The sequence below is a fragment of the Mycobacteroides salmoniphilum genome, from assembly GCF_004924335.1.
Taxonomy (GTDB): Bacteria; Actinomycetota; Actinomycetes; order Mycobacteriales; family Mycobacteriaceae; genus Mycobacterium; species Mycobacterium salmoniphilum.
Map to the genome: position 1 here is coordinate 3,765,885 of NZ_CP024633.1, position 21,813 is coordinate 3,787,697.

At 63.6% G+C, this 21,813-nt stretch carries 27 protein-coding genes and 3 pseudogenes; 15 read left to right on the plus strand and 15 right to left on the minus strand.

Features of this window, described 5'->3' with window-relative positions; genetic code table 11:
• Positions 1-3: 3 nt before the first annotated feature.
• A complete protein-coding gene (locus tag DSM43276_RS18750) occupies positions 4-453 on the minus strand; it encodes an MmpS family transport accessory protein (protein ID WP_234802931.1) in 450 nt (149 codons plus the stop codon).
• A 25-nt stretch (positions 454-478) separates the two neighbouring features.
• Positions 479-622, minus strand: a pseudogene (locus DSM43276_RS23905) (mammalian cell entry protein); the annotation flags it as partial.
• 300 nt (positions 623-922) lie between these two features.
• On the opposite strand from DSM43276_RS23905, the gene DSM43276_RS18755 reads away from it, so the two are divergent.
• Together DSM43276_RS18755 and DSM43276_RS18760 are read left to right on the plus strand one after the other, a co-directional pair.
• Entirely contained in the window at positions 923-1,522 is a 600-nt protein-coding gene (locus DSM43276_RS18755) for a TetR/AcrR family transcriptional regulator (RefSeq protein ID WP_157896005.1), read from the plus strand.
• Complete coding sequence (locus DSM43276_RS18760; RefSeq protein WP_078327862.1) at positions 1,519-1,866, plus strand: deazaflavin-dependent nitroreductase; 348 nt, start codon at positions 1,519-1,521, stop codon at positions 1,864-1,866. The genes DSM43276_RS18755 and DSM43276_RS18760 overlap by 4 nt, the downstream gene beginning before the upstream one ends.
• Positions 1,867-1,879: 13 nt before the next feature.
• On the opposite strand, the gene DSM43276_RS18765 is transcribed toward DSM43276_RS18760, so the two are convergent.
• Positions 1,880-3,052: a GGDEF domain-containing protein gene (locus tag DSM43276_RS18765; RefSeq protein ID WP_109555853.1), complete on the minus strand. Its 1,173-nt coding sequence runs from the start codon at positions 3,050-3,052 to the stop codon at positions 1,880-1,882.
• Positions 3,053-4,060: a pirin family protein gene (locus DSM43276_RS18770; RefSeq protein WP_078328010.1), complete on the minus strand. Its 1,008-nt coding sequence runs from the start codon at positions 4,058-4,060 to the stop codon at positions 3,053-3,055.
• 49 nt (positions 4,061-4,109) lie between these two features.
• On the opposite strand from DSM43276_RS18770, the gene DSM43276_RS18775 reads away from it, so the two are divergent.
• The 4 genes from DSM43276_RS18775 (at position 4,110) to DSM43276_RS18790 (ending at position 6,699) form a co-directional block, all read left to right on the plus strand.
• The gene (locus tag DSM43276_RS18775) at positions 4,110-4,460 is read left to right on the plus strand and encodes a GNAT family N-acetyltransferase (RefSeq protein WP_078327863.1); all 351 of its coding nucleotides are present in this window, start codon (positions 4,110-4,112) and stop codon (positions 4,458-4,460) included.
• On the plus strand, positions 4,457-4,915 hold the full coding sequence (locus DSM43276_RS18780; protein WP_078327864.1) for a carboxymuconolactone decarboxylase family protein: 459 nt from the start codon (positions 4,457-4,459) through the stop codon (positions 4,913-4,915). Before DSM43276_RS18775 ends, DSM43276_RS18780 begins: the two co-directional genes overlap by 4 nt.
• A gap of 108 nt (positions 4,916-5,023) precedes the next feature.
• Positions 5,024-5,722, plus strand: a complete 699-nt coding sequence (locus tag DSM43276_RS18785; RefSeq protein WP_078327865.1) for a hypothetical protein — start codon at positions 5,024-5,026, stop codon at positions 5,720-5,722.
• Positions 5,723-5,778: 56 nt separating this feature from the next.
• A complete protein-coding gene (locus DSM43276_RS18790; RefSeq protein ID WP_078323390.1) occupies positions 5,779-6,699 on the plus strand; it encodes a 1,4-dihydroxy-2-naphthoyl-CoA synthase in 921 nt (306 codons plus the stop codon).
• Between the two features lie 66 nt (positions 6,700-6,765).
• Here DSM43276_RS18790 and DSM43276_RS18795 read toward each other — a convergent pair whose 3' ends face one another.
• Positions 6,766-7,602, minus strand: coding sequence for an SDR family oxidoreductase (locus DSM43276_RS18795; RefSeq protein WP_078327866.1), 837 nt, complete (start codon positions 7,600-7,602; stop codon positions 6,766-6,768).
• A gap of 133 nt (positions 7,603-7,735) precedes the next feature.
• On the opposite strand from DSM43276_RS18795, the gene DSM43276_RS18800 reads away from it, so the two are divergent.
• Positions 7,736-8,620, plus strand: a complete 885-nt coding sequence (locus DSM43276_RS18800) for an SDR family oxidoreductase (protein ID WP_078323388.1) — start codon at positions 7,736-7,738, stop codon at positions 8,618-8,620.
• Positions 8,621-8,650: 30 nt separating this feature from the next.
• A complete protein-coding gene (locus DSM43276_RS18805; RefSeq protein ID WP_078327867.1) occupies positions 8,651-9,037 on the plus strand; it encodes a VOC family protein in 387 nt (128 codons plus the stop codon).
• Positions 9,038-9,071: 34 nt separating this feature from the next.
• On the opposite strand, the gene DSM43276_RS18810 is transcribed toward DSM43276_RS18805, so the two are convergent.
• The 3 genes and pseudogenes from DSM43276_RS18810 to DSM43276_RS18820 all read right to left on the minus strand — a co-directional run bounded on the left by DSM43276_RS18810 (position 9,072) and on the right by DSM43276_RS18820 (position 10,877).
• Complete coding sequence (locus DSM43276_RS18810; RefSeq protein WP_078327868.1) at positions 9,072-9,350, minus strand: hypothetical protein; 279 nt, start codon at positions 9,348-9,350, stop codon at positions 9,072-9,074.
• Between the two features lie 44 nt (positions 9,351-9,394).
• Positions 9,395-10,678 (minus strand): inorganic phosphate transporter, encoded by a 1,284-nt coding sequence (locus DSM43276_RS18815; protein WP_078327869.1) that lies wholly within the window; start codon positions 10,676-10,678, stop codon positions 9,395-9,397.
• A pseudogene (locus DSM43276_RS18820) lies at positions 10,663-10,877 on the minus strand (hypothetical protein). Before DSM43276_RS18820 ends, DSM43276_RS18815 begins: the two are co-directional and overlap by 16 nt.
• Before the next feature lie 61 nt (positions 10,878-10,938).
• On the opposite strand from DSM43276_RS18820, the gene DSM43276_RS18825 reads away from it, so the two are divergent.
• From DSM43276_RS18825 to DSM43276_RS18835, 3 genes are read left to right on the plus strand one after another with little or no spacing between them, the layout of a single operon-like run.
• Positions 10,939-11,280, plus strand: coding sequence for a DUF3349 domain-containing protein (locus DSM43276_RS18825; protein ID WP_078323384.1), 342 nt, complete (start codon positions 10,939-10,941; stop codon positions 11,278-11,280).
• Positions 11,277-12,425: an o-succinylbenzoate--CoA ligase gene (gene menE, locus DSM43276_RS18830; protein WP_078327870.1), complete on the plus strand. Its 1,149-nt coding sequence runs from the start codon at positions 11,277-11,279 to the stop codon at positions 12,423-12,425. Before DSM43276_RS18825 ends, menE begins: the two co-directional genes overlap by 4 nt.
• Positions 12,426-12,460: 35 nt before the next feature.
• Positions 12,461-12,979, plus strand: a complete 519-nt coding sequence (locus DSM43276_RS18835; protein ID WP_078327871.1) for a cupin domain-containing protein — start codon at positions 12,461-12,463, stop codon at positions 12,977-12,979.
• 22 nt (positions 12,980-13,001) lie between these two features.
• Here the strand turns inward: DSM43276_RS18835 and DSM43276_RS18840 are convergent, their stop codons facing one another.
• A complete protein-coding gene (locus DSM43276_RS18840; protein ID WP_078328011.1) occupies positions 13,002-13,460 on the minus strand; it encodes an SRPBCC family protein in 459 nt (152 codons plus the stop codon).
• 52 nt (positions 13,461-13,512) lie between these two features.
• Between DSM43276_RS18840 and DSM43276_RS18845 the strand changes: the two genes are divergently transcribed.
• Positions 13,513-14,010: a pyridoxamine 5'-phosphate oxidase family protein gene (locus tag DSM43276_RS18845; RefSeq protein WP_078327872.1), complete on the plus strand. Its 498-nt coding sequence runs from the start codon at positions 13,513-13,515 to the stop codon at positions 14,008-14,010.
• Here the strand turns inward: DSM43276_RS18845 and DSM43276_RS18850 are convergent.
• The gene (locus DSM43276_RS18850; protein WP_078328012.1) at positions 14,007-14,780 is read right to left on the minus strand and encodes an S-methyl-5'-thioadenosine phosphorylase; all 774 of its coding nucleotides are present in this window, start codon (positions 14,778-14,780) and stop codon (positions 14,007-14,009) included. The genes DSM43276_RS18845 and DSM43276_RS18850 overlap by 4 nt on opposite strands.
• Before the next feature lie 434 nt (positions 14,781-15,214).
• Here DSM43276_RS18850 and DSM43276_RS18855 point away from each other — a divergent pair, with 434 nt between their 5' ends.
• Both DSM43276_RS18855 and DSM43276_RS18860 read left to right on the plus strand, forming a co-directional pair.
• Positions 15,215-15,832 (plus strand): superoxide dismutase, encoded by a 618-nt coding sequence (locus DSM43276_RS18855; RefSeq protein WP_078328013.1) that lies wholly within the window; start codon positions 15,215-15,217, stop codon positions 15,830-15,832.
• A gap of 36 nt (positions 15,833-15,868) precedes the next feature.
• A complete protein-coding gene (locus DSM43276_RS18860) occupies positions 15,869-16,741 on the plus strand; it encodes a 1,4-dihydroxy-2-naphthoate polyprenyltransferase (RefSeq protein WP_136629122.1) in 873 nt (290 codons plus the stop codon).
• A gap of 21 nt (positions 16,742-16,762) precedes the next feature.
• Here the strand turns inward: DSM43276_RS18860 and DSM43276_RS18865 are convergent, their stop codons facing one another.
• The 4 genes and pseudogenes from DSM43276_RS18865 to DSM43276_RS18880 form a co-directional block, all read right to left on the minus strand.
• Positions 16,763-17,098 carry a hypothetical protein gene (locus tag DSM43276_RS18865; RefSeq protein WP_078327874.1) on the minus strand — a complete coding sequence of 112 codons (336 nt, stop codon included), beginning with the start codon at positions 17,096-17,098 and terminating at the stop codon, positions 16,763-16,765.
• A 433-nt stretch (positions 17,099-17,531) separates the two neighbouring features.
• Positions 17,532-18,113 (minus strand): Clp protease N-terminal domain-containing protein, encoded by a 582-nt coding sequence (locus DSM43276_RS18870; RefSeq protein ID WP_169053068.1) that lies wholly within the window; start codon positions 18,111-18,113, stop codon positions 17,532-17,534.
• 6 nt (positions 18,114-18,119) lie between these two features.
• Positions 18,120-18,341, minus strand: a complete 222-nt coding sequence (locus DSM43276_RS18875) for a sigma-70 RNA polymerase sigma factor region 4 domain-containing protein (RefSeq protein ID WP_078308277.1) — start codon at positions 18,339-18,341, stop codon at positions 18,120-18,122.
• Positions 18,342-18,396: 55 nt separating this feature from the next.
• Positions 18,397-19,570, minus strand: a pseudogene (locus DSM43276_RS18880) (cytochrome P450).
• Positions 19,571-19,971: 401 nt separating this feature from the next.
• On the opposite strand from DSM43276_RS18880, the gene DSM43276_RS18885 reads away from it, so the two are divergent.
• Complete coding sequence (locus DSM43276_RS18885) at positions 19,972-21,309, plus strand: cytochrome P450 (protein WP_109555855.1); 1,338 nt, start codon at positions 19,972-19,974, stop codon at positions 21,307-21,309.
• Here DSM43276_RS18885 and DSM43276_RS18890 read toward each other — a convergent pair.
• Positions 21,296-21,769, minus strand: a complete 474-nt coding sequence (locus tag DSM43276_RS18890) for a nitroreductase/quinone reductase family protein (RefSeq protein ID WP_078328015.1) — start codon at positions 21,767-21,769, stop codon at positions 21,296-21,298. The genes DSM43276_RS18885 and DSM43276_RS18890 overlap by 14 nt on opposite strands.
• Positions 21,770-21,813: the final 44 nt, after the last annotated feature.

The window sequence follows — 21,813 nt, forward strand, 5'->3', positions numbered from 1 at the left end:
CCTCTATGGCGTGAGCTTCTGGAATGCCAGCAGGTTGCAGCTGACGGACGGGTTGGCACCTGAATCGGATTTCTCGTCAGCCACCTGGCCGTCGACCCTGATGCGGCAGGTGACCGTGTCAGCGAGCGATAACGCGGTCACTCCCGCAGCGAATGCAAGATCATCGGTGGTGAGCCCAGTGCGCCAGGGAGCAGCGCCGGAATACAGGCGGGACTGCCCGCCCCCGTCCAAATAGGAGACGGTGACGGGGTGGCCGGCGGTCGTGCCGACCTCGTATGTCACCTTTTTAGGTGTTGACAGGGTCAAAGCCGCTCTTGCCGGTTCCACGGGCGTCTCGAGCACGGGTAAAGCCACCTGCTTGGCCGTGAGCACATAGGTGACCGCTGCGATCCAGACAGCTACCAGCAGCGGATAGACACACAATTCGCGTCTTAGGGCGCTACGTGTTAGCACGTCCCTGCCGCTGACCTGTCCTTCAGCCACAAACATCGGTGAATACCGCCGTATACGTCGTAGCATCGCCAGCAACTTCACGACGCAATGTCGCATCCACCAGCCACGTCACTGCCAACGCAACAACCGCGAAAACGACCGATCCAATCAACGGCCCGGTGACCTTCATGAGTTGCCCGACCGGTTCGGCATTGTCCTTGCAACGCAGTATCTTCGCTCGTTTGTGTGCGGCTCGCTTCGCTCCACTCGGTTCCGTCGCCAGGGCCGTGAATACTGCCTCGTTTCTGCTGACGACCGCGAAGCCACACGAGACCACCACGGACTACCCCACTGCCGCTACCAATGAACATCCGGACTCCGCTACAGATCGACGGGCGCGATGGCTAACAGTCTGCACACTAACGTGAAGACGTTAATAAGTCTATAAATCATTAACATTCTACGTTATCGCATGTGGCAGACTGTTTACGTGGCGATAGGGCCGAACGATGAGACAGGCGAGAAGATCCTCGACGCCGTCATAAGGGTGTGGCAATCATTCGGCGTGAAGCGCATCTCGATCGACATGATCGCCCGCGAGGCGGGTGTCTCTCACATGAGTTTGTACCGCCGCTGGGCAGGCAAGAACGACCTGATCATGGCGGCAGGAATCCGTGAAGTCGAACGCATCATGGAACAGTGCGATGAACGCGTCGCGGCAGTGGATAGTGACGAGGAGGCGGTCGTAGAGTCCTTCACCACCGTGTATTGCCTGGTGCGCAGCCATCCGCTCTACATACGTGAGATGAGCACCGAACCCGAAGGAATCCTTCCGTACGTCACCATTCTGGCGGATCCGGCCATCCAGATGGGCGTGGAATACGGTGTATGCCTGCGTGATTGGAGTGATCCTCCGGAGAATCTTCCCGAGGTGGTCGAACTCGGCGTACGCGTCGTGCAGTCTCTACTATTGACGCCGCCAACCCAAGTATCGCTAGATACCGAAGAAGAAGTTCGCGCCTACGCGCGCCGTGTACTGGTTCCGTTGTACAGACGGATCACCGACCCGGCACACACCCCAGTTGGCTGAGCTTCCGAGGCGCAGCGCGGAACAAGCGAACAGTCCCTAGCACCCCATTCACACGTGACGGGCGGCGCTATGCCGTCGGCGGAGTACCCGGATCGGCCTGGATCGCCAACGCACGCAAGGCCAAAGAGGGCACCCTGACACAGGGGCGCCACACCCAACGGATACGCATTGTCGAGCTGTCACCCGAGGACTCCCGCCCGGTGCTACGCGCGTTTCCGATCGAGGTACCCACGGGAGTCGGCTTCATCCGAAACGCCGGGCTGGTCAAGGAGGGCACCCCGGATGAGTTCGAGGCGCTCGCCGGGATCGCCGCCGTATTCCGGTTGGATCCGCTGGACGGCTAGACCCTCGTCACAGCTAATCATCAACGAGGGCGTGGCCCGGATGCAGAATCCGGGATTGGTTACCGCCGTTGCGCTTTGCCTCATACATGGCCTGGTCGGCACAGGCGGTCAGCACATCGATCGCCTGCTGTGAAGTCGCTGACGCGACGCTCGCGACCGCCTGCGCCGCCACACCAACACTCGCGGTCACGGCGATGCCCGCCGGCTCGGAAGTCCTCACGGCCTCCCTGAGCCTGGCGGCGAAATCCGCGACAGACTCCGCCGGACACACCGTCGCCACGAGGAATTCCTCACCGCCTGAGCGGCCCACCAGGTTCCCCCGAATCGTCTCCGCAGCAAGCGCCTTGGCCAGCTCGACGAGTACTCGATCGCCCGTCCCGTGGCCGTGCCGGTCATTGATCGACTTGAACCGATCGATATCGATGATGGCGACGGCGATGACTAGGTCGCCTTCCAACCTGTACTTGCGCGTCAACCCGCTGTGCAAGCGCTTCCACTCGCCGAAGATGCCCCGGCGATTGAGGAGACCCGTGAGCGGATCACGCTGCGCGGCAAGCGCGTCCAGGCGCACCACCGCGATCCCGAACTGAATGACCACGGGTATCAACACCACCACCAGCAGCATGCTCGTCACCTTGACCAACGCAGTCATCGCCGCGCCTACCGTGCCCTCGGCGAACAGGCGCGACGACAGCGCCAGGATCATCGGGCCGCACCACGCGACATGCGCCACCAGCAGCCGGTTTCCCAGGAAGAAGCTGACGTACGCCCCGACCGGGGTAAACAGCACCGTTCCCACCAGACCTGCCAGTGGATCGGAGTCCTGCCAGCAGGCAATCGCGATCCCGACGTCCGCGAAGGCGACGAATGCCACCGCCTCGCGCAGGGACGGCCACGGCCCCACCGCCCAGCGCACCGCCCAACCCAACGCCCCCACGGCACACACGCCGACAATGACGCGGCCCGCTGTGCTCCGGGGCCCGGTGTCGCTGAACTGCAACGCGACGCAGATCGCCGCGAAGATCAACGCATATCCGCCGATGAGGTTGCGGACGGTCCGGTCAAGCTTTCGATCGCGTAGGAAGGACCGCAACCAGCCCGTGGGAACCGGCTCGGTCCACCACTGGAGCAGAAAAATCATCCAGGCGGTGGAACGGACGTACGCGACAACTTTCTTCAGCGGCATCTAAATCCCCGGATTGGCGGTCGGTGCATTGCGCCTCGGAACCATCCGGACGGTCGGCAGCGGCGGTGCGGGCAGGCGAGCCACCGCACCCACGTAGCCCTCCACGTGGCCAAAGCGTTCCGACTCGGCTTGCCACTCCTTCCGGAATTCCGCGATCTCGTCGTGGTCGCGGCCAACGAAGTTCCACCACATGACGATCTGCTCACCGAACGGCTCGCCACCTAACAGAATCGCCCGCGCCAGCGAATCTGTCGGGTTGAGCACGGCGAGTTGTTCGACTCCGGTGCCGACATAGCCCAGCTCGCCTCGCGACAACCTGGAGCCGGACAACTCGACGGCCTCGGTATCCACCAGCAGCCCATGCTCAAATTCGGGATCGATATCGAGTCGCACCATGCTCCGCGGCGCCAGCAGCAGTTCGGCGCCGAGCAGGGGAGTCGCGCTACGCACCGGCGACACTTGTCCCGCCAAGGTTCCCAGGAACACTCGCAAGGTCACCCCGCCGGCCTCGACGGCCGCTGGTGCGTAATGTTGGAAATCGCTTGCCACATCACGGTATTCGTCGGGTAAGGCCACCCACAGCTGCACACCGTGCAGCGTGGTGGTCTGGGCGGTCGACACCTCGGAATGGCAAATACCACGACCACCGGTCATCAGATTCAGCTCGCCAGGGCGCACCATCGCGTGCACCCCGTTACTGTCGCGATGCTCTATCTCCCCGCTGAACAACCAGCTCACCGTCTGCAGACCGGTATGCGGATGAGGTGCCACGTCCATCCCGCCGGTGGATGTGATGTCGTCAGGACCGTAATGATCGGCAAAGCACCAGGCGCCGATCAGCGATCGCCCCGCCTGGGGCAGGGTCCGCAGCACCGTCATCGCGCGCGGTCCACCGAGCGGAACCTCTCGCGGAGTAAGTATTTCGACCACCGGGCGCCCGGACCCGTCGCGAGGACACGGGCCAACCTCGCATCGGGTTTCCGATGGCGTGATCTCGGTATTGCTCATGTGGTTCATCATCGACTGTGTGCACTGCGCGTGCGGCATAGTTGGTCACATGGACGGATCCGAACCAGCGCCCACGGTCGCCGACGCACCCGACGCACACCGCTTCGAAATCACAGCCGATGGCGAACTCGCCGGATTCACTGAATACCTCGATAAGTCCCTAGCGGGCACGGCCGTGCGAATTTTCTATCACACCGAAATCGATGAAAAATTCGGCGGACGCGGTCTCGCCGGAACACTGGTGCAGTCCGCGCTGACGTCGACGCGGGTGACTGGGCGCAGGGTCATCCCCGTATGCCCGTACGTCCGAAAATTTGTCGGTAAGCATCACGAATTCGACGACATCGTCGGGCCAGTCACTGCGCAAGCGCTGGAAGCCGTCCAGGCCCACCAGCCATGACGGAGCATCGTGTCTACATCGACAAGCAAACTCCGTCCGTCTACCAGGGGCTGACCAAGACCGCTGCCGAGCTGCGCACCCGGGCCACTGAGGCCGGACTCTCGCGAACAACGTTGGAATTGGTCAACATTCGAGTCTCTCAGCTCAACCGTTGCCTGTTCTGCCTCGATCTACACACCCGCGTCGCGCTGGAGGAGGGCGAGTCCACTCAGCGAATCGCCGTGCTGCCGGTGTGGCAGGAGGCCGAGCTGTTCAGCGATGTGGAGCGTTCGGCGCTGACAATCGCCGAAGCAGTGACGGAGGTAGCCGATCGCCACCTCACCGACGAGCAGTACGCCGCCGCGCGTGAACACCTCTCCGATGATCAGATATCGGTGCTGGTGTGGTCGGCCATCATGATCAACACCTTCAACCGGATCTCGATTCTGAGTCGCCACCCGATCACGAGGCGCTGACACCCGATCGCATGGGGCGGGAATACAACGGAAGCACCATGGGTTAGATTTCATGAGCCAGAGTAATGAACTGGTTACACAGTTATCTCACGGGGAAGGTATTCGACGATGCCACAGCTGCGTGCCACATACGTCCGCAAGACAGCGCGCTCAGCGGTACTCGCGGTGACGCTCGCCACCGCATTATCCGGGTGCACCGTCTACCAAACGCTCACGAAGCCCCCAGAGACTCCCCCGCCGTCGGCCGCTACCGCGGCGGCCAGTGACCAAGACCAGATCCGGCACGTGACCGCCCAGATGGGCAAGGTGATCGGAAGCCTCGATTTGGACGCGGCCAACGCCCTGACCTGCCCGCGCTACCAGGTGTCCAGCCGCACAGCCGACGAGAAGCTCGTGCCCTCGATCAATTCCTGGCAGGGCGCAGAGGAGGCGCTGATGTACGGCGATACCTCTGCCCTGTCCAGCCATGTGGCACAACGGTTCCCCAGCGCAGGTAGCGGCGAACGCGCCACGCTCGTCAACGCGATCGTCACACGCGATCAGTTCGCCTACACGGCCACCGCGCTGCAGGTGATCCGCGAGTCCACCACGGTGGAGAAGTTCGCAATCGACAACATCAAGATCGTCGGTGACAGTGCCACCGGGGATATCACGGCGACGTACAGCCTGGGCGGTGCCGCCACCCAGACCCAGACCAAGCCGAACCAGTTCCGGAAGGAGGGCGGCACGTGGGCGTGGTGCCAGCAGCCGCCACCGGGCCTGTTCACCCAGTGGACGACGCCCTCGGCGGCACAGTCGTACGCGTAGCGGTTCACCGGTAGCGTCGACCGACCACGAACCGGGTGGCCTCTAGAGTCGGAGCCATGACCCAAGACGACGGGCAGACCGCCAATCCCTTTGACCCGACTCGCTGGCAGCCGGTGGCGGGATTCGAGGACCTGACCGACATCACCTATCACCGGCACGTCAGCCAGGGAACCGTGCGAATTGCTTTCGACCGGCCCGAGGTACGCAACGCCTTTCGGCCACACACCGTCGACGAGCTCTACCGAACGCTGGATCATGCCCGGATGACCTCCGACGTGGGGGCGGTACTGCTCACCGGGAATGGCCCCAGCCCCAAGGACGGCGGCTGGGCATTCTGCTCCGGCGGCGATCAACGCATCAGGGGCCGCACCGGTTATCAGTACGCGGGAGGCGAGACGGCCGAGACCGTGGACCCGGGCCGCGCGGGCCGTCTGCACATCCTGGAGGTGCAGCGTCTCATCCGCTTCATGCCAAAGGTGGTGATCGCCTTGGTGAATGGGTGGGCTGCCGGCGGTGGACACAGTCTGCACGTGGTGTGCGACCTGACATTGGCCAGCCGCGAACATGCTCGCTTCAAGCAGACCGATGCCGATGTGGGCAGTTTCGATGGCGGCTACGGCAGCGCATACCTGGCCAAGATGGTTGGCCAGAAGTTCGCTCGTGAGATCTTCTTCCTGGGCCGGCCGTACACCGCCGAACAGATGCATCACATGGGCGCCGTGAACGAGGTCGTCGACCACGAACATCTGGAGACGGTCGCGCTGGAGTGGGCCGCCGCCATCAACGAGAAGTCGCCGCAGGCACAACGAATGCTGAAGTACGCCTTCAACCTCGCCGATGATGGACTCGTCGGACAACAGTTGTTCGCCGGGGAGGCAACACGATTGGCTTACATGACCGATGAGGCCGTCGAAGGCCGCGACTCGTTCCTGGAGAAGCGCAAGCCGGACTGGTCGCCCTACCCCTGGCATTACTAAGACCTGGGCCCCGCTCAGCACGGGTTGGGCCTGCAGCGACCACCGACTACTCGTTTTTCTGTGCGGTTACCGCGCCGCGCGCTGCATCCAGAAGTCGAGCTCGAGGTCCTCTTCGGCGCATTGGCGATACTTCGAGAAGTCGGTGACACCGGCCTCGGTGAGCACCTCGTCGTCGACGAAGCTGTTTCCGGTGACCTCCCGGCTGGGCTTGATCAGGATCTCGTACGCGGCGTCGGCCATGATCTCCGCCGAGCGACAGCGGGCAACGAGCTCCGCGCCGAGGATATTGCGGATGGCGGCGGTGTCGATGGTCGTGCGCGGCCACAGCGAGTTCGACGCGATGCCGTACTTGCGTAGTTCGGCGGCCAGCCCGATGGCCACCAGGCTCATGGAGAACTTCGAGATGGTGTACGCGGTAGTGGTCTGATCGAACCACGTGGGTTCCAGCGTGATGGGCGGCGACAGGGTCAGGATGTGCGGATTCTCCGCCTCCTTGAGCGCGCCGATCGCCGACGTCGAGAGCGAGAAGGCGCCCCGCGCGTTGATGTCCTGCATCAGGTCGTAGGCCTTCATCGAAATCGATTCCGAGGGAGCGAGATTCAACGCGCTCGCATTGTTGACCACGACGTCGATCCCGCCGAACCTCTCGACCGTCTGGGCCACGGCCGAGGCCACGCCCTCGTCGTCACGGACATCGCCGAGAATGGGGAGCGCATGACCACCGGCGGCCTCGATCTCCTCGGCGGCGGTGTAGATGGTGCCGGGAAGCTTCGGGTGCGGCTCTGCCGTCTTCGCCATGATCGCGATATTCGCGCCGTCCCGCGCGGCCCGAAGTGCGATCGCCAGCCCGATGCCGCGGCTGCCTCCCGACATGATGATGGTCTTACCTGCCAGCGATCCCATAGCCACGTCCTTGTCGTCATAGGGGTTGAGTGAGGTCAGCGTAGGACACCGCCAGTAAGGCGAACCTTGCGAGACCTAAGTCACCCAGGCCCGACATTTCGCACTCATCGCGGTGGGCATACAGTTCTTACTCGTGAGTAAGAACTCGTTGAGCAAGCGGCTCAACACCGCCTTTGCGCGCGCCCTGATGCAGCCTTTCCCCAGCCCATCGCTCCTTCGCGCGAAACTCGACGCAAACTACGGCGTCTCGGTCAAGGACAAGCGCGTCCTCATCACCGGCGCGTCCTCGGGTATCGGCGAGGAGGCCGCATACCAATTCGGCAAGCTTGGCGCCAAGGTCATCGTGGTGGCACGGCGTGAAGACCTGCTGAACGAGGTCGCCGCACGTATCACCGCCGCCGGCGGCACCGCGGATGCCATCGCATGCGACCTGTCCGACCTCGATGCCATCGACAAGCTGGTGGAGACCGTGAACGAACGCCATGGCGGTCTCGACATCCTGGTCAACAACGCCGGTCGCTCCATCCGACGCAAGACCTACGAGTCTCTGGATCGCTGGCATGACGCCGAGCGGACCATGCAGCTCAACTACTTCTCGCCGTTGCGGCTGATCCGCGGGTTCGCCCCCGGCATGGTCGAACGTCGCAGCGGCCACATCATCAACGTGGCCACCTGGGGAGTGCTCACGGACGTCGTGCCGCAGTTCGCGGTGTACAACGCCTCCAAGGCCGCGTTGTCGACGGTCAGCCGAATCGTGGATGCCGAATACGGCAAGTACAACGTGCACACCACCACCCTGTACTTCCCGTTGGTGCGCACCCCGATGATCGCGCCCACCGAGGCATACACCAACGCGGCGGCGCTGACCTCCGCAGAGGCCGCCGAGTGGATGGTGCTGGCGGCCCGTACCAGGCCGGTGCGCATCGCCCCGAGGATCTCGGTAATGTCAGCCGCCACCAATGCCGTGGCACCCAGCCTGGTGACACGGGTGGCAATGTCGGGGCGCGAAACCCTCTGATGAGGCTCCATCCCCGTGGTAGACACGGGTATGGAGATATTGTCCAGCCGAATACTGTTGCGGCCTAAGGATTATGACGCGACGCTCGCGTTCTATCGCGACACGCTGGGCCTTGCCGTCGCGCGCGACTACGGAGCGGGCATGGTGTTTTTCGCCGGACAGTCCCTCATCGAGATCGCCGGACACGGCAGCGCGGATGGACCCCCGACGGCATTTCCCGGTGCGCTCTGGCTCCAGGTACGCGACGTCTACGCGGCCCAGGCCGACCTCGAAAGCCGCGGCGCTTCGATAAGCCGTGCCGCGCAGCAGGAGCCGTGGGGCCTGCACGAGATGCATGTCGCGGCCCCCGACGGCGTCACGCTGATCTTCGTGCAGATCCCCCCGGACCACCCACTACGCAAAGACACCCGGCGGTAGCTTCCGCCGGGTGTCTGTGGAGTTGGTCGCGGTACTACTTGACGAACGGGAAGAAGTCGATGCCCGTGTGGTGGATGATCGTCGTCCGGGTAATCCACAGCAGCGCGAGGACGACAACCGCTCCGACCAGAGTGAAGAGCGCCAGTCCCAGGAACTTCACGGCCGGGTTCGGTGCGGCGACGGTGCCGTCGTCATTGGCACCGCCAACACCCGACGAGTAGGCGACCAGGCCCGCCGCGAACACCGCCGGCAGACCCGCACCGAGGACCAACCCAACAACGAGCACCTTGCCGATGGCTTCCACGTAGTTCATTGAGGCTTCCTTACTGTTCTTTGGGTCTACTGCGCTGGACTGGGTTAGACCGAGGCCGTGTCGTTGGCGGAGTCCTGCTTCGAGGCATCCTTGCTCTCGGCGGACACTTCGGTCTTGACCTCGCGGGCATCGGCGGGAACCACCGAGTTGGTGGAGTCATCCCAGTCGGCGTTGACGTTGCTGGAGTCGACCTTCTCCTGCTGAGCACGCCACCACATGTAACCGGAGAGTACGACGAGCAGGCCGAAGATGATGAGGTCACCGACCATCGGAGTGGTGAGATCGCCGATGGCCTTGGACAGCCAGTAGGACAGCGCGCCGACGATACCGGCGGCAGGCAAGGTGACCAGCCAGGCCAGCACCATGCGTCCGGCCACGGCCCAGCGCACCTCGGCACCGGGCTTGCCGACGCCACTGCCCAGAATGGAACCGGTGGCCACGTGCGTGGTGGACAGGGCCATACCAGCGGCACTGGAGCTCAGGATGATCGCGGCCGAGGACGCTTCGGCGGCAAGACCCTGCGGGGACTCGATCTCGACGAGGCCCTTACCCAGGGTGCGGATGACTCGCCACCCACCGAGGTAGGTGCCGAGGCCGATCGCGAGCGCGCAGCTGGCGATGATCCAGAACGGCAGGCCGGTCTCCTTGACGTTTCCGGACAGATGGCCGGTGGTGATGAGCGCCAGGGCGATGACACCCATGGTCTTCTGCGCGTCATTGGTTCCGTGGGACAGCGCAACCAGGGACGCGGTGGCGATCTGGCCCCAGCGGAAGCCCTCCTCGCGACGCTTCTTCACCACGTTCCGGGTGAGGCGGTAGACCAGCCAGGTGCCGGCAGCGGCGACCAGGCCCGCGATTAGGGGCGCGGCCAACGCGGGGATGATGACCTTCTGCAGGATGCCGTCCCACTTCACGCCCGACAAACCGATGGCGGCGAGGGCGGCGCCGATAAGGCCACCGAAGAGCGCGTGTGACGAGCTGGACGGAATACCGAAGAGCCACGTCAGCAGGTTCCACAGAATGCCGCCGATGAGGCCCGCGAAGATGATCGTCAGACCCATGGACGGGGTGATGTTGGGCAGCAGGTGGCCGGTCTTGCTGTCCTGCACCTTGATGACCGAGGTGGTCACGGTGACGGCGACCTCGACGGAGAGGAAGGCACCGACGAGGTTCAGGACGCCGGCGAGCAGAACCGCGGTCTTGGGCTTGAGCGCACCCGTTGCGATGGACGTCGCCATGGCGTTACCGGTGTCATGAAACCCGTTGGTGAAGTCGAAGGCCAGTGCCGTTGCAATCAACAGCACCAGAATGATCATGGTTGCGTCCATGGCGCTAATTCTGGGGTAAAGGCCTTGACTTTGACCAGCTGATGGACGAGCAAGTTTGGGCGCTGACCGGCCAGTTTGATATTTCCCGCAAGGAGTTCACATTCCGTTAACCTTCCGGGTGCTGACTGTTCGGACTGGACGCGGGCTTCCTGGCCGATTGCGGCTAGTTTTGCCTGGCGACAACACCCGCCAACAGCACTACGATCCCTAGCAGTCGATACGAAGAGGACGGCCGCCCGTCCGTACAGGAGTTTGAGGCCGTGAACGCATTTCTGAGCAAGATCGTCACCTGGCTTCGGGCGGGGTACCCCGAAGGCGTCCCGCCACCTGACTATGTCCCGCTGCTGGCGCTGCTGGGGCGCAGGTTGAGTAATGACGAAGTCAAAACCGTGGCGCGCGAACTGATGGCCCGGGGCGACTTCGACAACATCGACATCGCCGTGCTCATCACCCAGGTAACCGATGAGCTGCCGACCGGAGAAGACATCGAGCGCGTCCGCGAGCGACTGGCGAAAAAGGGTTGGCCCCTTGATGATCCGCGTGAGCCCGCAGATCATCCTGACGAACCGGGCTCCGGTCAGGCCTCCGACCACCCGGCGTGACCCGGCTACTGCGCGCCTTGCCCGTACCCGGCGGGCAGACCATGCTCGGCCTCCTGCCCCGCCTGGCGGAGCTGCTGGACGGCCGCGGCGACGCGGTCTTGCCCGTGCCTGCCGACGACGCCGGTCAGGCCCATTTCCTCGCCTCTGAACTCGCCGCCGATGAACCGATCGCCGAGGATGTCGCGGTGGTGGTCTCAACGTCAGGCACCACGGGAAAACCCAAGGGCGCCATGCTCAGCCGCGATGCCCTCGTGGCCAGCGGCTCGGCCACGCACGCCCGCCTGGGCGGTAGCGGCCAATGGCTACTGGCACTGCCACCCCATCACATCGCCGGAATGCAGGTGCTGCTGCGCAGCATCCAGGCCGGAACCGAACCCGTCGTCATTGACGTGTCGGCCGGTTTCTCCCTACCCGACTTCGTGCGGGCGGCCACCGAGATGACAGGAAGTCGTCGGTACATCTCCCTGGTGGCAACACAGTTGGTGAAGGTGCTGGATGATCCCGCAGCATCGGAGGCGCTCGCCTCCTTTGACGCCGTGCTCCTGGGTGGTGGTCCGCTCCCCGCCTCCGTCGCTATCAGGGCGGCGCAGGCCCGTATCCCGGTGGTCCGAACCTACGGGATGAGTGAGACCTGCGGCGGGTGCGTGTATGACGGCGTGGCCCTCGCCGGCGTCCAGGTGCGCATCGGGCCGGAGGGGCGGATCGGCCTGGGTGGCGCCACCGTGGCATCGGGGTATCGAAATATGCCGGAAAACAAGGCATTTGCGGAGTCCGGATGGTTCCATACCGATGACTTCGGGGAGCTTGACGAGGGCCGCTTGCGGGTGTTGGGACGATTGGACGAGGCCATCGGCACCGGGGGGCTTACCGTGGTTCCGCAGGTGGTGGAGGCCGTTCTTGCCACTCATCCGCTGGTCGCCGAATGCGCTGTGTTCGGCGTGCCCGACGACCGGCTCGGCCAGCGCGTCGCCGTCGCGGTGGTGCCCTCCCCGGACGGCACCCCGACGCTGGAGGATCTGCGGGCGCATATCACCACGGCACTCGAAGACACCGCCGCCCCGCGTGAACTACACCTTCTCGATGAACTACCCCGGCGCGGGATCGGGAAACTGGACCGCCGCGCCCTCGTCAAACGCTTCTCTTGACCTCAAGCTGACTTGAGGTCATAGCGTTTGACGCCATGACACGTGAAGAGTGTGTGCCGGGTGCCGCGCCTCTGGTTCGAGACGGTGACCGCGAGATGGTCAGCACCGCGGCCGGGAACGAGACCGGATTGGTGATGGACTCCGACGCGACAGGTGGGGCGGTCAGCGTCCTGAGTGTCTACCTGCCCAAGGGCGCGAATGGCGCGGCCCCACATTTCCACACGCGATCCACCGAGCTGTTCTACCTGGTGTCGGGTCGGCTGGAAATCCTGGCGGGAGATCGCATCGAGATTCTGGAACAGGGTGACACACTGTTGGTTCCCCAGCTGATGCCGCACGCGTTCGGCGCCACCGGCGACAGCGATGCCAACATCTTCACGGTGCTCTCCCCCGGCGTTCAGCGCTTCGACTACTTCCGGCTGCTGGACCGAATCGTCCACGGCCACGCCGATATCAGCGAACTGCGGGCCGCGCAGGAAACCTATGACAACCACTTCGTCGAGAGCCCGGTGTGGTCCGCGGGGCGTGGACTGTCGGCGCTCGATGCCCCCTGATCGGCCGGCCTCGGCGACCGAGTCAGGCAGCCTCGGCGACCGCTTTGATCCTGTTGAGGGTCTCACGCATGCCGTTACGGTTGGTGCGTCCGCGTGCCCAGCCCAGTAGCGCCCAGTAGATGCGCAGCGACAACGTCGGTGTCAGCTCGAAGGATTCGGTGACATCGGTACCGTCGCCGGCAGGCTCGAACCGATAACGCCAGGTGTTCACCGTCTTACCGTTGGGCCAGAGCACCGCGAAACCGAAGGACCGACCGCGGTCGCAGTCGACGATTCGGCACACCGTCCAGTAGACGGGCCCCTTCTGATTGCGCTTCACATGACCACGGAAGCGCACACCCACCGCGGGGCCGGTGGCGCCGTCGAGCCATTCGGCCTCGAACGTCTCCGGACTGAACTTCCCGGTGTTGGTGATATCGCTGACCAGTTCCCAGATCTTGTCGGCAGGAGCGGCGATGTGCACGGTGACCGAATCACGCATGGCGTTACGGTACCCGCGATGAATCTCGGTGACGGGCCGGGTCTGTATCACCATGCCCCTTACCTCCCATTTCGATCAGCGATTCAGCGAACCCGGCGCCGCCGCGCCCGCATGGCACGACGTATCGGCGCTGCTGTCCGCCGCCGAGCTGTACTGGATGACCACCGTCCGCGCCGACGGCAGCCCACACACGACTCCGCTGGTCGGGCTGTGGCAGGGAGACTTCTTCGTGTTCTGCACCGGGCCCACCGAACAGAAGGCACGCAATCTCGACGCGAACGCCGCGGTGGCCGTCGCGACCGGCGTCAATACCTGGAATGACGGGCACGACGTCGTCGTCGAAGGAACGGCCGACCGCATGCTCGATCCCTCAGCCCTACAAAACCTGGCGGACGCCTACTTCGAAAAGTACGGCGAGGACTGGAAATTCACGCCGAGCGAAGGCGGCTTCGGCGAGGGCGATCAGTTCGCCGTTGTGTACAAGGTGGTGCCGTCGAAGGTGCTGTCCTTTACCAAGAATCCGCACGGACAGACGCGCTATGTCCTCTAGGGAAGCTCGATCGGCAGTGTGACGCCGTCATGTGCACGGCAGTGTCCACAGGTGTCGACGGATTCGGTCGCGGTCACCGCGGTGCGCACCAGCTCTTTGAATCCGCCGATGTTCCGCTCAAACTCGGCGAACACGTCAACCGCACGGACGCCCTGGCCGTGTTCGATTCCGGCATCCAGATCAGTGACCAAGGCGATTGCGGCATAGCAGATTTCGAGCTCGCGGGCCAGCACCGCCTCGGGGTATCCGGTCATGTTGACCAGAGTGAAACCCTGCGATGCGTACCACCGGCTTTCGGCCCGTGTCGAGAACCGCGGTCCCTGCACCACCACCATGGTGCCGCCGTCGACGGTCTCTGGTTGCAGCGATACCGCGCGCAGCCCGGGGCAGTACGGGTCGGCGAATTCCACGTGGATACCGCCACTGTCGAAAAATGTCTGCTCGCGCCCGCTGGTGCGGTCCACCAACTGATCGGGCACCACGATGGTGCCAGGGCCCAGATCGGGGGTGAGGCTGCCCACGGCACACGGCGCAAAGACCCGGCGCACACCAAGGGCACGTAGCGCCCACATGTTGGCGCGATAGGGCACGGCGTGCGGTGAGAATTCGTGGCGACTGCCATGCCGGGGCAGAAACGCCACCTCGCGCTCCCCCACCAGACCGATCGTGATGGGCGCACTGGGCTGTCCGTACGGCGTCGTCGGGGTGACGGTCCGCACCGGTTTGTCGAAGAACGAGTAGAAACCGCTACCACCGATCACCGCGAGCATGCCGATATTGTTGTTCAACGCTTCGGCTTGCTGCCAGTTGGGGTGTGCGGCCGCACCATACAGATAATTAGTCGCCCACATACAGGCAATAGTTCCCGACAAATTTCGGACGCAATTTTCTCAATTCTACGTGGCAATAGAGATCTCGTTGCCACAGCCGAATAGTGGTACGAACAGAACCGCTCCCGGCGATTGCGCGGGAGGTGCATCAATTGCTGACGGCAATTCACAAGCACCCGTCGACAATGCCGCCACCGCGCCGGTCTTGACGCGCCTGCGGTCAAGGCTACGGTGGAGAAATGAATTCGATTGGGCCTCAACTACATCGAAGACAATTCCTGATAGCCACCGCGGCATCGGCCGGCGCCCTGGCGCTCGCCTCATGTGCCGATCAGCCCGGGCAAGGAACAACCCCCACGAAGGAGACAACCGGCGTGTATGAATTACCGAATCTCGACTGGGATTACTCAGCCTTGGAGCCGCATATTTCCGGCGAGATCAACCAACTGCACCACGACAAGCACCATGCCGCATACGTCAAGGGCGCCAACGATGCCGTGGAGCAGCTCGCCGAAGCTCGGGCGAAGGGCGACAACGCCACGATCGTGCTACTGGAAAAGAACCTCGCGTTCAATCTCGGCGGCCACGTGAACCACTCGATCTGGTGGAAGAATCTCTCCCCACACGGTGGAGACAAACCGCAGGGCGACCTGGCTGCCGCTCTCGACGAGCAGTTCGGGAGCTTCGACAAGTTCCGCGGGCAGTTCTCCGCGGCGGCCAACGGTGTTCAGGGCTCGGGCTGGGCATGGCTCGGGTACGACACCCTCGGCAAGAAGCTGCTGACGTTCCAGATGTACGACCAACAATCCAACGTGCCGTTCGGGACCGTCCCGCTCCTCGGCGTGGATGTCTTCGAGCATGCGTACTACCTGCAGTACAAGAACGTGAAGGCCGACTACGTCAAGGCTTTCTGGAACGTGGTGAATTGGCCCGATGTACAGGCACGTTTTTCCGCGGCACTCTCGAAAACACCTGGCCTGATCTTCCCGTAGCGAATCTTCGGACGTGGCCATGGCAGGATCGGCCACATGGCCAGCATCGCGCAATGGATCGAAGGTTCCCGCCCCCGCACCTGGCCCAACGCCCTCGCCCCGGTCATCGCCGGCACGGGTGCCGCAGCGGCGGCCGGCAGCCCCGTCTGGTGGAAAGCGCTTCTAGCGCTGGCCGTATCGGTGAGCATGATCATCGGCGTCAATTTCGCCAACGATTACTCAGACGGAATCCGCGGGACCGATGACGACCGGGTGGGGCCGCTGCGGCTGGTCGGCTCCCGTCTGGCATCGCCGGCGGCGGTCAAGGCCGTCGCGATCGCGTTCCTGGCCCTGGCCGCGGCAGCAGGATTGGCGCTGGCCATCCACACCGCCTGGTGGCTGGTGGCCGTCGGCGCGGCATGCGTCGCTGGTGCCTGGTTCTACACCGGCGGGTCGAAACCCTACGGATACAGCGGATTTGGCGAAATCGCCGTCTTCATATTCTTCGGCCTGGTGGCGGTGCTGGGCACCGAGTATGTGCAGACCTCGGCGGTCAGTCCCATCGGCCTGGCGCTGGCGGTGGCGATCGGCAGCTTCTCCAGCGCGGTACTGGTCGCCAACAATCTGCGCGATATCCCCACCGATCGAGAATCCGGCAAGATCACGCTCGCCGTGCGGTTGGGCGACGCGCGCACCCGCATCCTGTTCCCGGTACTGTTGACGGTTCCGGCCCTGGTCAGCGTCGGACTGGGTGTCGGGCACCCGTGGCGCCTGCTCGGGCTTGTGATGTTGCCGTTAATGGTCAAGGCTGCCCGACCGGTTGTTACCAAAACGCAAGGGCCAGCATTGATCCCGACGGCTCGGGATACCGGACTCGCCATGCTCGGCTGGGCGATTCTCACCGCCTCAGCGCTCGCCTGGTTGAGCTAAATCCCCTGGGGCCGCGACGCCTTAGGAGAAGTTCTTACAGACAACACCTGTGTTTTGGCACGTAACACCGGTGTGGTCCGGCGCACTCACCCAGCCGCCCCCCTGGTTGTAGCCCGGAGGCAAATCTGTGCGATTGGGGTTACCGGTGGCATCGCAGAATATCCAGCTGTTCTGGCACGCATGTCCCTGGCCCTGCGGAAGCGTTCCCCAGCCGCTGTTGCCGTCCCTGCCGGGCTGCTGATTGGTGAATGACTGCCGCGAACCATCTCCGACGCCCGGTCCGGGTATGGGCGGCTCGATCGGGCCCGCCAGCGATTCCCCGACCGCCGGCTCGCGCAGCACGTCGACGCCCTGCATCCCCAATCCAAACAGGGGAACAGCTAACAACGCCGTACAACAAAGAACGTTTCTTGCCTTCGTGAACGCATACATAGTGACTCCGTTAAGTCCGCATATTCAGGTGCGGCCCCCGGGAAACCACTGACAACGAAAACGTTAGGCGCCGCTTGTATGTCACCTACAGTACACCTGTTGTTCACTTTTGCTCAATCTGAAGTTAAGAGGTCGATAAACCCCTACCCCGGAAGGGGTATGCGGGCCACGATGTGGTTACGACCGTCCACTACCTGGGCAAAAGATGCAGCAACGCGACAACCGCGCGGGACATTCGCCGGCATCGGCAGATTTCGGCACAGACTGCGGCCAACGGCCTATTGACGACGAGACGGCCTAGTGATAGCGCGCCGCTCGAGCATCCCTCAGGTCCACCCTCAGCCGGCGGCCGAAGCCGCTAGGCGGCCCGATCGAGCAAACCAACCACAGCCTGGCGCAGTTCGTCGGCGGGCACCTGCTCGGTGATCACGGCCAGGGCCACGGGATCGCCGCCGCGCAGAATGCCCAGCATCATGTGCTCACACCCGATCCAGTTGTCTTTGTGCGCGATGGCTTCCCGCAGCGCCAGCTCCAGGCACTTCTTGGCCGAGGAATTGAACGGGATCATCCCAAACGGACGCCAACCGCGCACTCTGCCCTGACGACGCCCCGACTTTTCGAAGGCTTTGTCAAAGGCCTGCGGCCCAAAGACTTTCGACACACTCGCACGCACCTGGGACAGATCGATGCCGATGGCCTTGAGCGCCTGCGCGTCCTCATCGTCCAGCGGCGGCTCGTGGACCCCGGTGCGCAGCCGGTCACGCACAGTGTCGGCGGTCAGCCCGTACCCCGCCAGCAGCTCCGAAAGTGGTCCGCCCGCACTGTCGAGCACACCCACCAGAACATGCTCGGCACCGATACGCGATTCGTCCATCTCGCGCGCTTCTTCCTGCGACAGCACCACGGCGACCTTGGCCGACTTCTGAAACTTCTCGAACATGGCTGCTCACTTCCTCGCGCGGTTGTATTTCTGATGCACTGCCTGACGGCTGACTTCGAGCGCCTCGGCGATGGCCTGCCAGCTCCAGCCCTGGCCGCGGGCGTTGGCGACATGGATCGCTTCCAGCCGTTCACACAGACGCCGCAGCGCCTGCACGGCCCGCAACCCCACCGCCGGATCGGTACTACTGACGGCGTCATCCAGGTCGGCCGTCGGGAGATCGCTCATGGATGTCAATCTATGTTGACATCCATGAGCTGTCAATAAAAGTTGACAGTCGGGTCTACCAGCCGACGGGCAACTCGAGCAGGCCGCCGGTGAGCAGGTCCGTCCGCATCGTCAGTTCCGAGACCTCCTTGCGCAGGTAAAGCCCGGGTAGCCGCTCGACGAGCTGTCCAAGCACCTCGGTGAGCTGCAACCGGGCCAGCGGTGCACCCACGCAATAACGCGCGCCGTACCCGAACGTGACGTGAGCCGCCGTATGCCGGGTGACATCCAGCCGGTCAGGCCCTCCGAATACCGCCTGATCGTGATTGGCCGCACCGACGTCCAGCAAGAGGAGGTCTCCGGCGGCGATACGCACCCCGTCGAGCTCGAGATCTTCGCGCGCGTATCGGGGGATCTCACCGCCACCCGTGCGCGAGGCACGCAACGTCTCTTCCACCGCGTTGGATATCAGATCTGGTTGTGCCACAAGCAAAGCCCACTGTTCGGGATTCGCCAGGAGCAGCAGGGCGGCCAGACCGAGCTGGACGACGGTGGTCTCGTGGCCCGCCAAGAAGCAATGCCATCGATTGCGAGGCGATCTCGTGGTCGGCAACACCCTCCACCGCACAGAGCCGGGAGATCACGTCATCGCCCGGATCCGCGCGCTTACGACCGACCAGTTGCATGCCGTAGACGAAAAGCTGCCCCATCCCCCACTCAGACAAGCTCCGATCGCGGGTATTCGATGCAGCCGTGGTCCATTCGCGAAACTCGGCCCTGTCCGCATACGGCACGCCGAGCAATTCGCACAACACCATCATCGGCAGCGGCTGGGCGATCGCGGTATACAAATCCGCGGGCGGCCCATGATCAATCATCGCGTCCAGCAGTTCGGAGGACAGCTCGTGCACACGGCTTTCCAACGCCCGCATCTGCTTTGGCGTGAAATGCGGTTGCATGAGACGCCGCCCCCGCGCGTGGTCGTCACGCTCGGTCTCATAGTTGCCGATCGGTCCGCCGAAAAATGCGGACTTACCGGACCGGGCAGCGGTATCGGGCGCGGGATGCGACCGGCCCACGCGATCGTCGTCGAACAACTGCCGGACTGCCGCGTGTCCGGTGACTAGCCAGGCGGGGTCCCCGACGGCAGTGATCACACGGTGCACGGTCCCGGCACGCTGCAGCTCCCGCTGCAGGGGAGCTGGCGTGAACAATCCCTCACGAGCGAAGGGCAACTGCGGCGGTTGCATGAAATTACTGACCCCCAGGATCAAAAAATAGAACCTCTAGTCAATTACACCAGGCATCATAGGCGACCCGCCGCGATCAAACCGTCGAAATTCGGAAAACCTTCGACATTTGCGTGTGGCCAGCCATTATCCTATTTTCCCAGTTAATAGCCTAGTAGATACATATTTGTATGTTGCTTACCTGCGATTGGAGCCAACCGATTCGGTCTCACCTACAGCCCGGGTATATCAGGGTTATCGATTGGCAGGACAGAAACTAGGACACGTTCTAGTGTGTGACCTTGTTCGAGAAACAGGCTTTCGATCGTTCGTCCGGTCAAGCGCCATAGGGGTGGAAATTGACACAAGCGGCCAGCGTTCCGTGCGCCCAGTCGGCCACGACCTATGTCAGCCCTCCCGGCATGCGAGTGGCCCGGGCGTTGTCCAGGCTGCCCCGGTTGGGCGACACCGTGGGGTTGATGTTGGATCCCACCTTCTACCTGTTTGACAAGTATCTGCGGCATGGCCCGGTGTTCACGGTCAAGACGCCCTATCAGACGTACACGGTGCTGGCCGGAGCCGACGCGGCCACCTTCATGAGCAGCAAAGAAGGGCGTGAGTGCCTGACGGTCGGCAGCTCATGGCGTTTCGTCGAGGAGCAGTTCGGCGGCAGAGACTCGCTGGTTGCCGTGGACGGGCCCCAGCACAAGCAGTGGCGCACGCTGCTGCAGCGAGGGTACTCGCGCGAGGCCATCGCCGGCCGTTACACGGAAGCCGTCGAGGTGATCGACGATGCCGTCGACAAGCATTGGCTGCCGGGACAGTCGGTACCGGTCCTCCCGGCCATGCAGAAGCTGTCCATCGCACAGGTCGGCACCTTCGTCGGCGGCGTCCGCCCGACAGACAGCGACATCGACGATATCGCGCTCGTAACCCGCGATATCCTGAAGATCGCTCCGGTACAACACATTCCGAAGTTCATGCTGCGGCTACCGCGCTACGTCAACGCACGGTCACGCATGGTCAGCGTGGCACAGTCGGCCGTCGCCCTGGCGCGGCGCGCACAAGCGGGCGACGGGCCCCGGCAGTCAGCGTTACTGGACGACATCCTCGAATCCTGCCGCGATGATCCCGAGGCGAACAACCAGCGCAACATGTTGTTCCATTCGGTCTTGCCCTACTTCGCAGGAGTCGAAACTACCTCGGCGACAGCAACATACGCGCTCTACCTGATCCTCAAACACCCAACGGTCTTGACGAGGATTCAGCACGAGGTGGATGCCATGTTCGCCGCGGGCGGGATTACCCACGACGGCTTGTTTCACTCAACCCCCGTACTACATGGCGCCGTGATGGAGGCGATGCGGCTACACCCCATCGCCTCCTTCATCATTCGCGTGGCAGCCCAGGATTTCGAATTCCACGGGCATCACGTTCGGCGCGGCGAAGGGGTGTTTGTCGGTACCACTGTCCCCCACTTCCTCAGTGAGTTCTACCCCGACCCCATGAAATTCGACGTCGACCGGTATGGCGACTCGGTAGGGCCCAACCGGACGCCGGGTGCGTACTCCCCTTTCGGGCGCGGGCCGCACATGTGTGTCGGCAAGGGGCTGGCCGAGTCGTTGATGCAGCTCATGCTCGCGCGCATCATCCATCGTCGCGCCCTGGAACCCAGTTCCCCGTCTTACCGGCTCTCCAACCGGGTATCGTCGAGCTCTCCGTCCCCGAAGTTCGCTGTCCGCGTTGTTAGTTCGCGATGACGATGGAGTCGCTCAACTTGAACACACGGGGTTGGCGTTGCGCCTTGCGTTCCACATCGGCGTGGTATGGGGATAGCTGCAAGATACGAGCCCAGATAACCTCGCGGTCGACCCCTCGCAGGAGCTCGGCCATGCAGACTCTCTCGCTGCCACCGATGTTCACACGGCACGCGGGCCGTTTGATCAACCATGACGACCAGAGTGGATGGTTCGGCCGCGACCAGTTGGTACCAACCACATATACCACGCCGTCGATCATCAAGTACTGCAAGGGCACAACGACTTCCTCCCCGCGGCCATTGGTGACCAACAAGGTCAACGACGGAATCCGCGAGACGGCCGTGATGGTCCACCGCCCACCCGCGAGCCGATACAGCACGCGGTCCGCGATGACGGAAGACCGCCGGATCGGCGCAGCCAGATTGTGGTGCCCCACCGACAGCACGGCCCTGCGGATCACCCCCACGAGCCCGCCCCGCTCCTGCCATGCCTCCGCCGACGTGT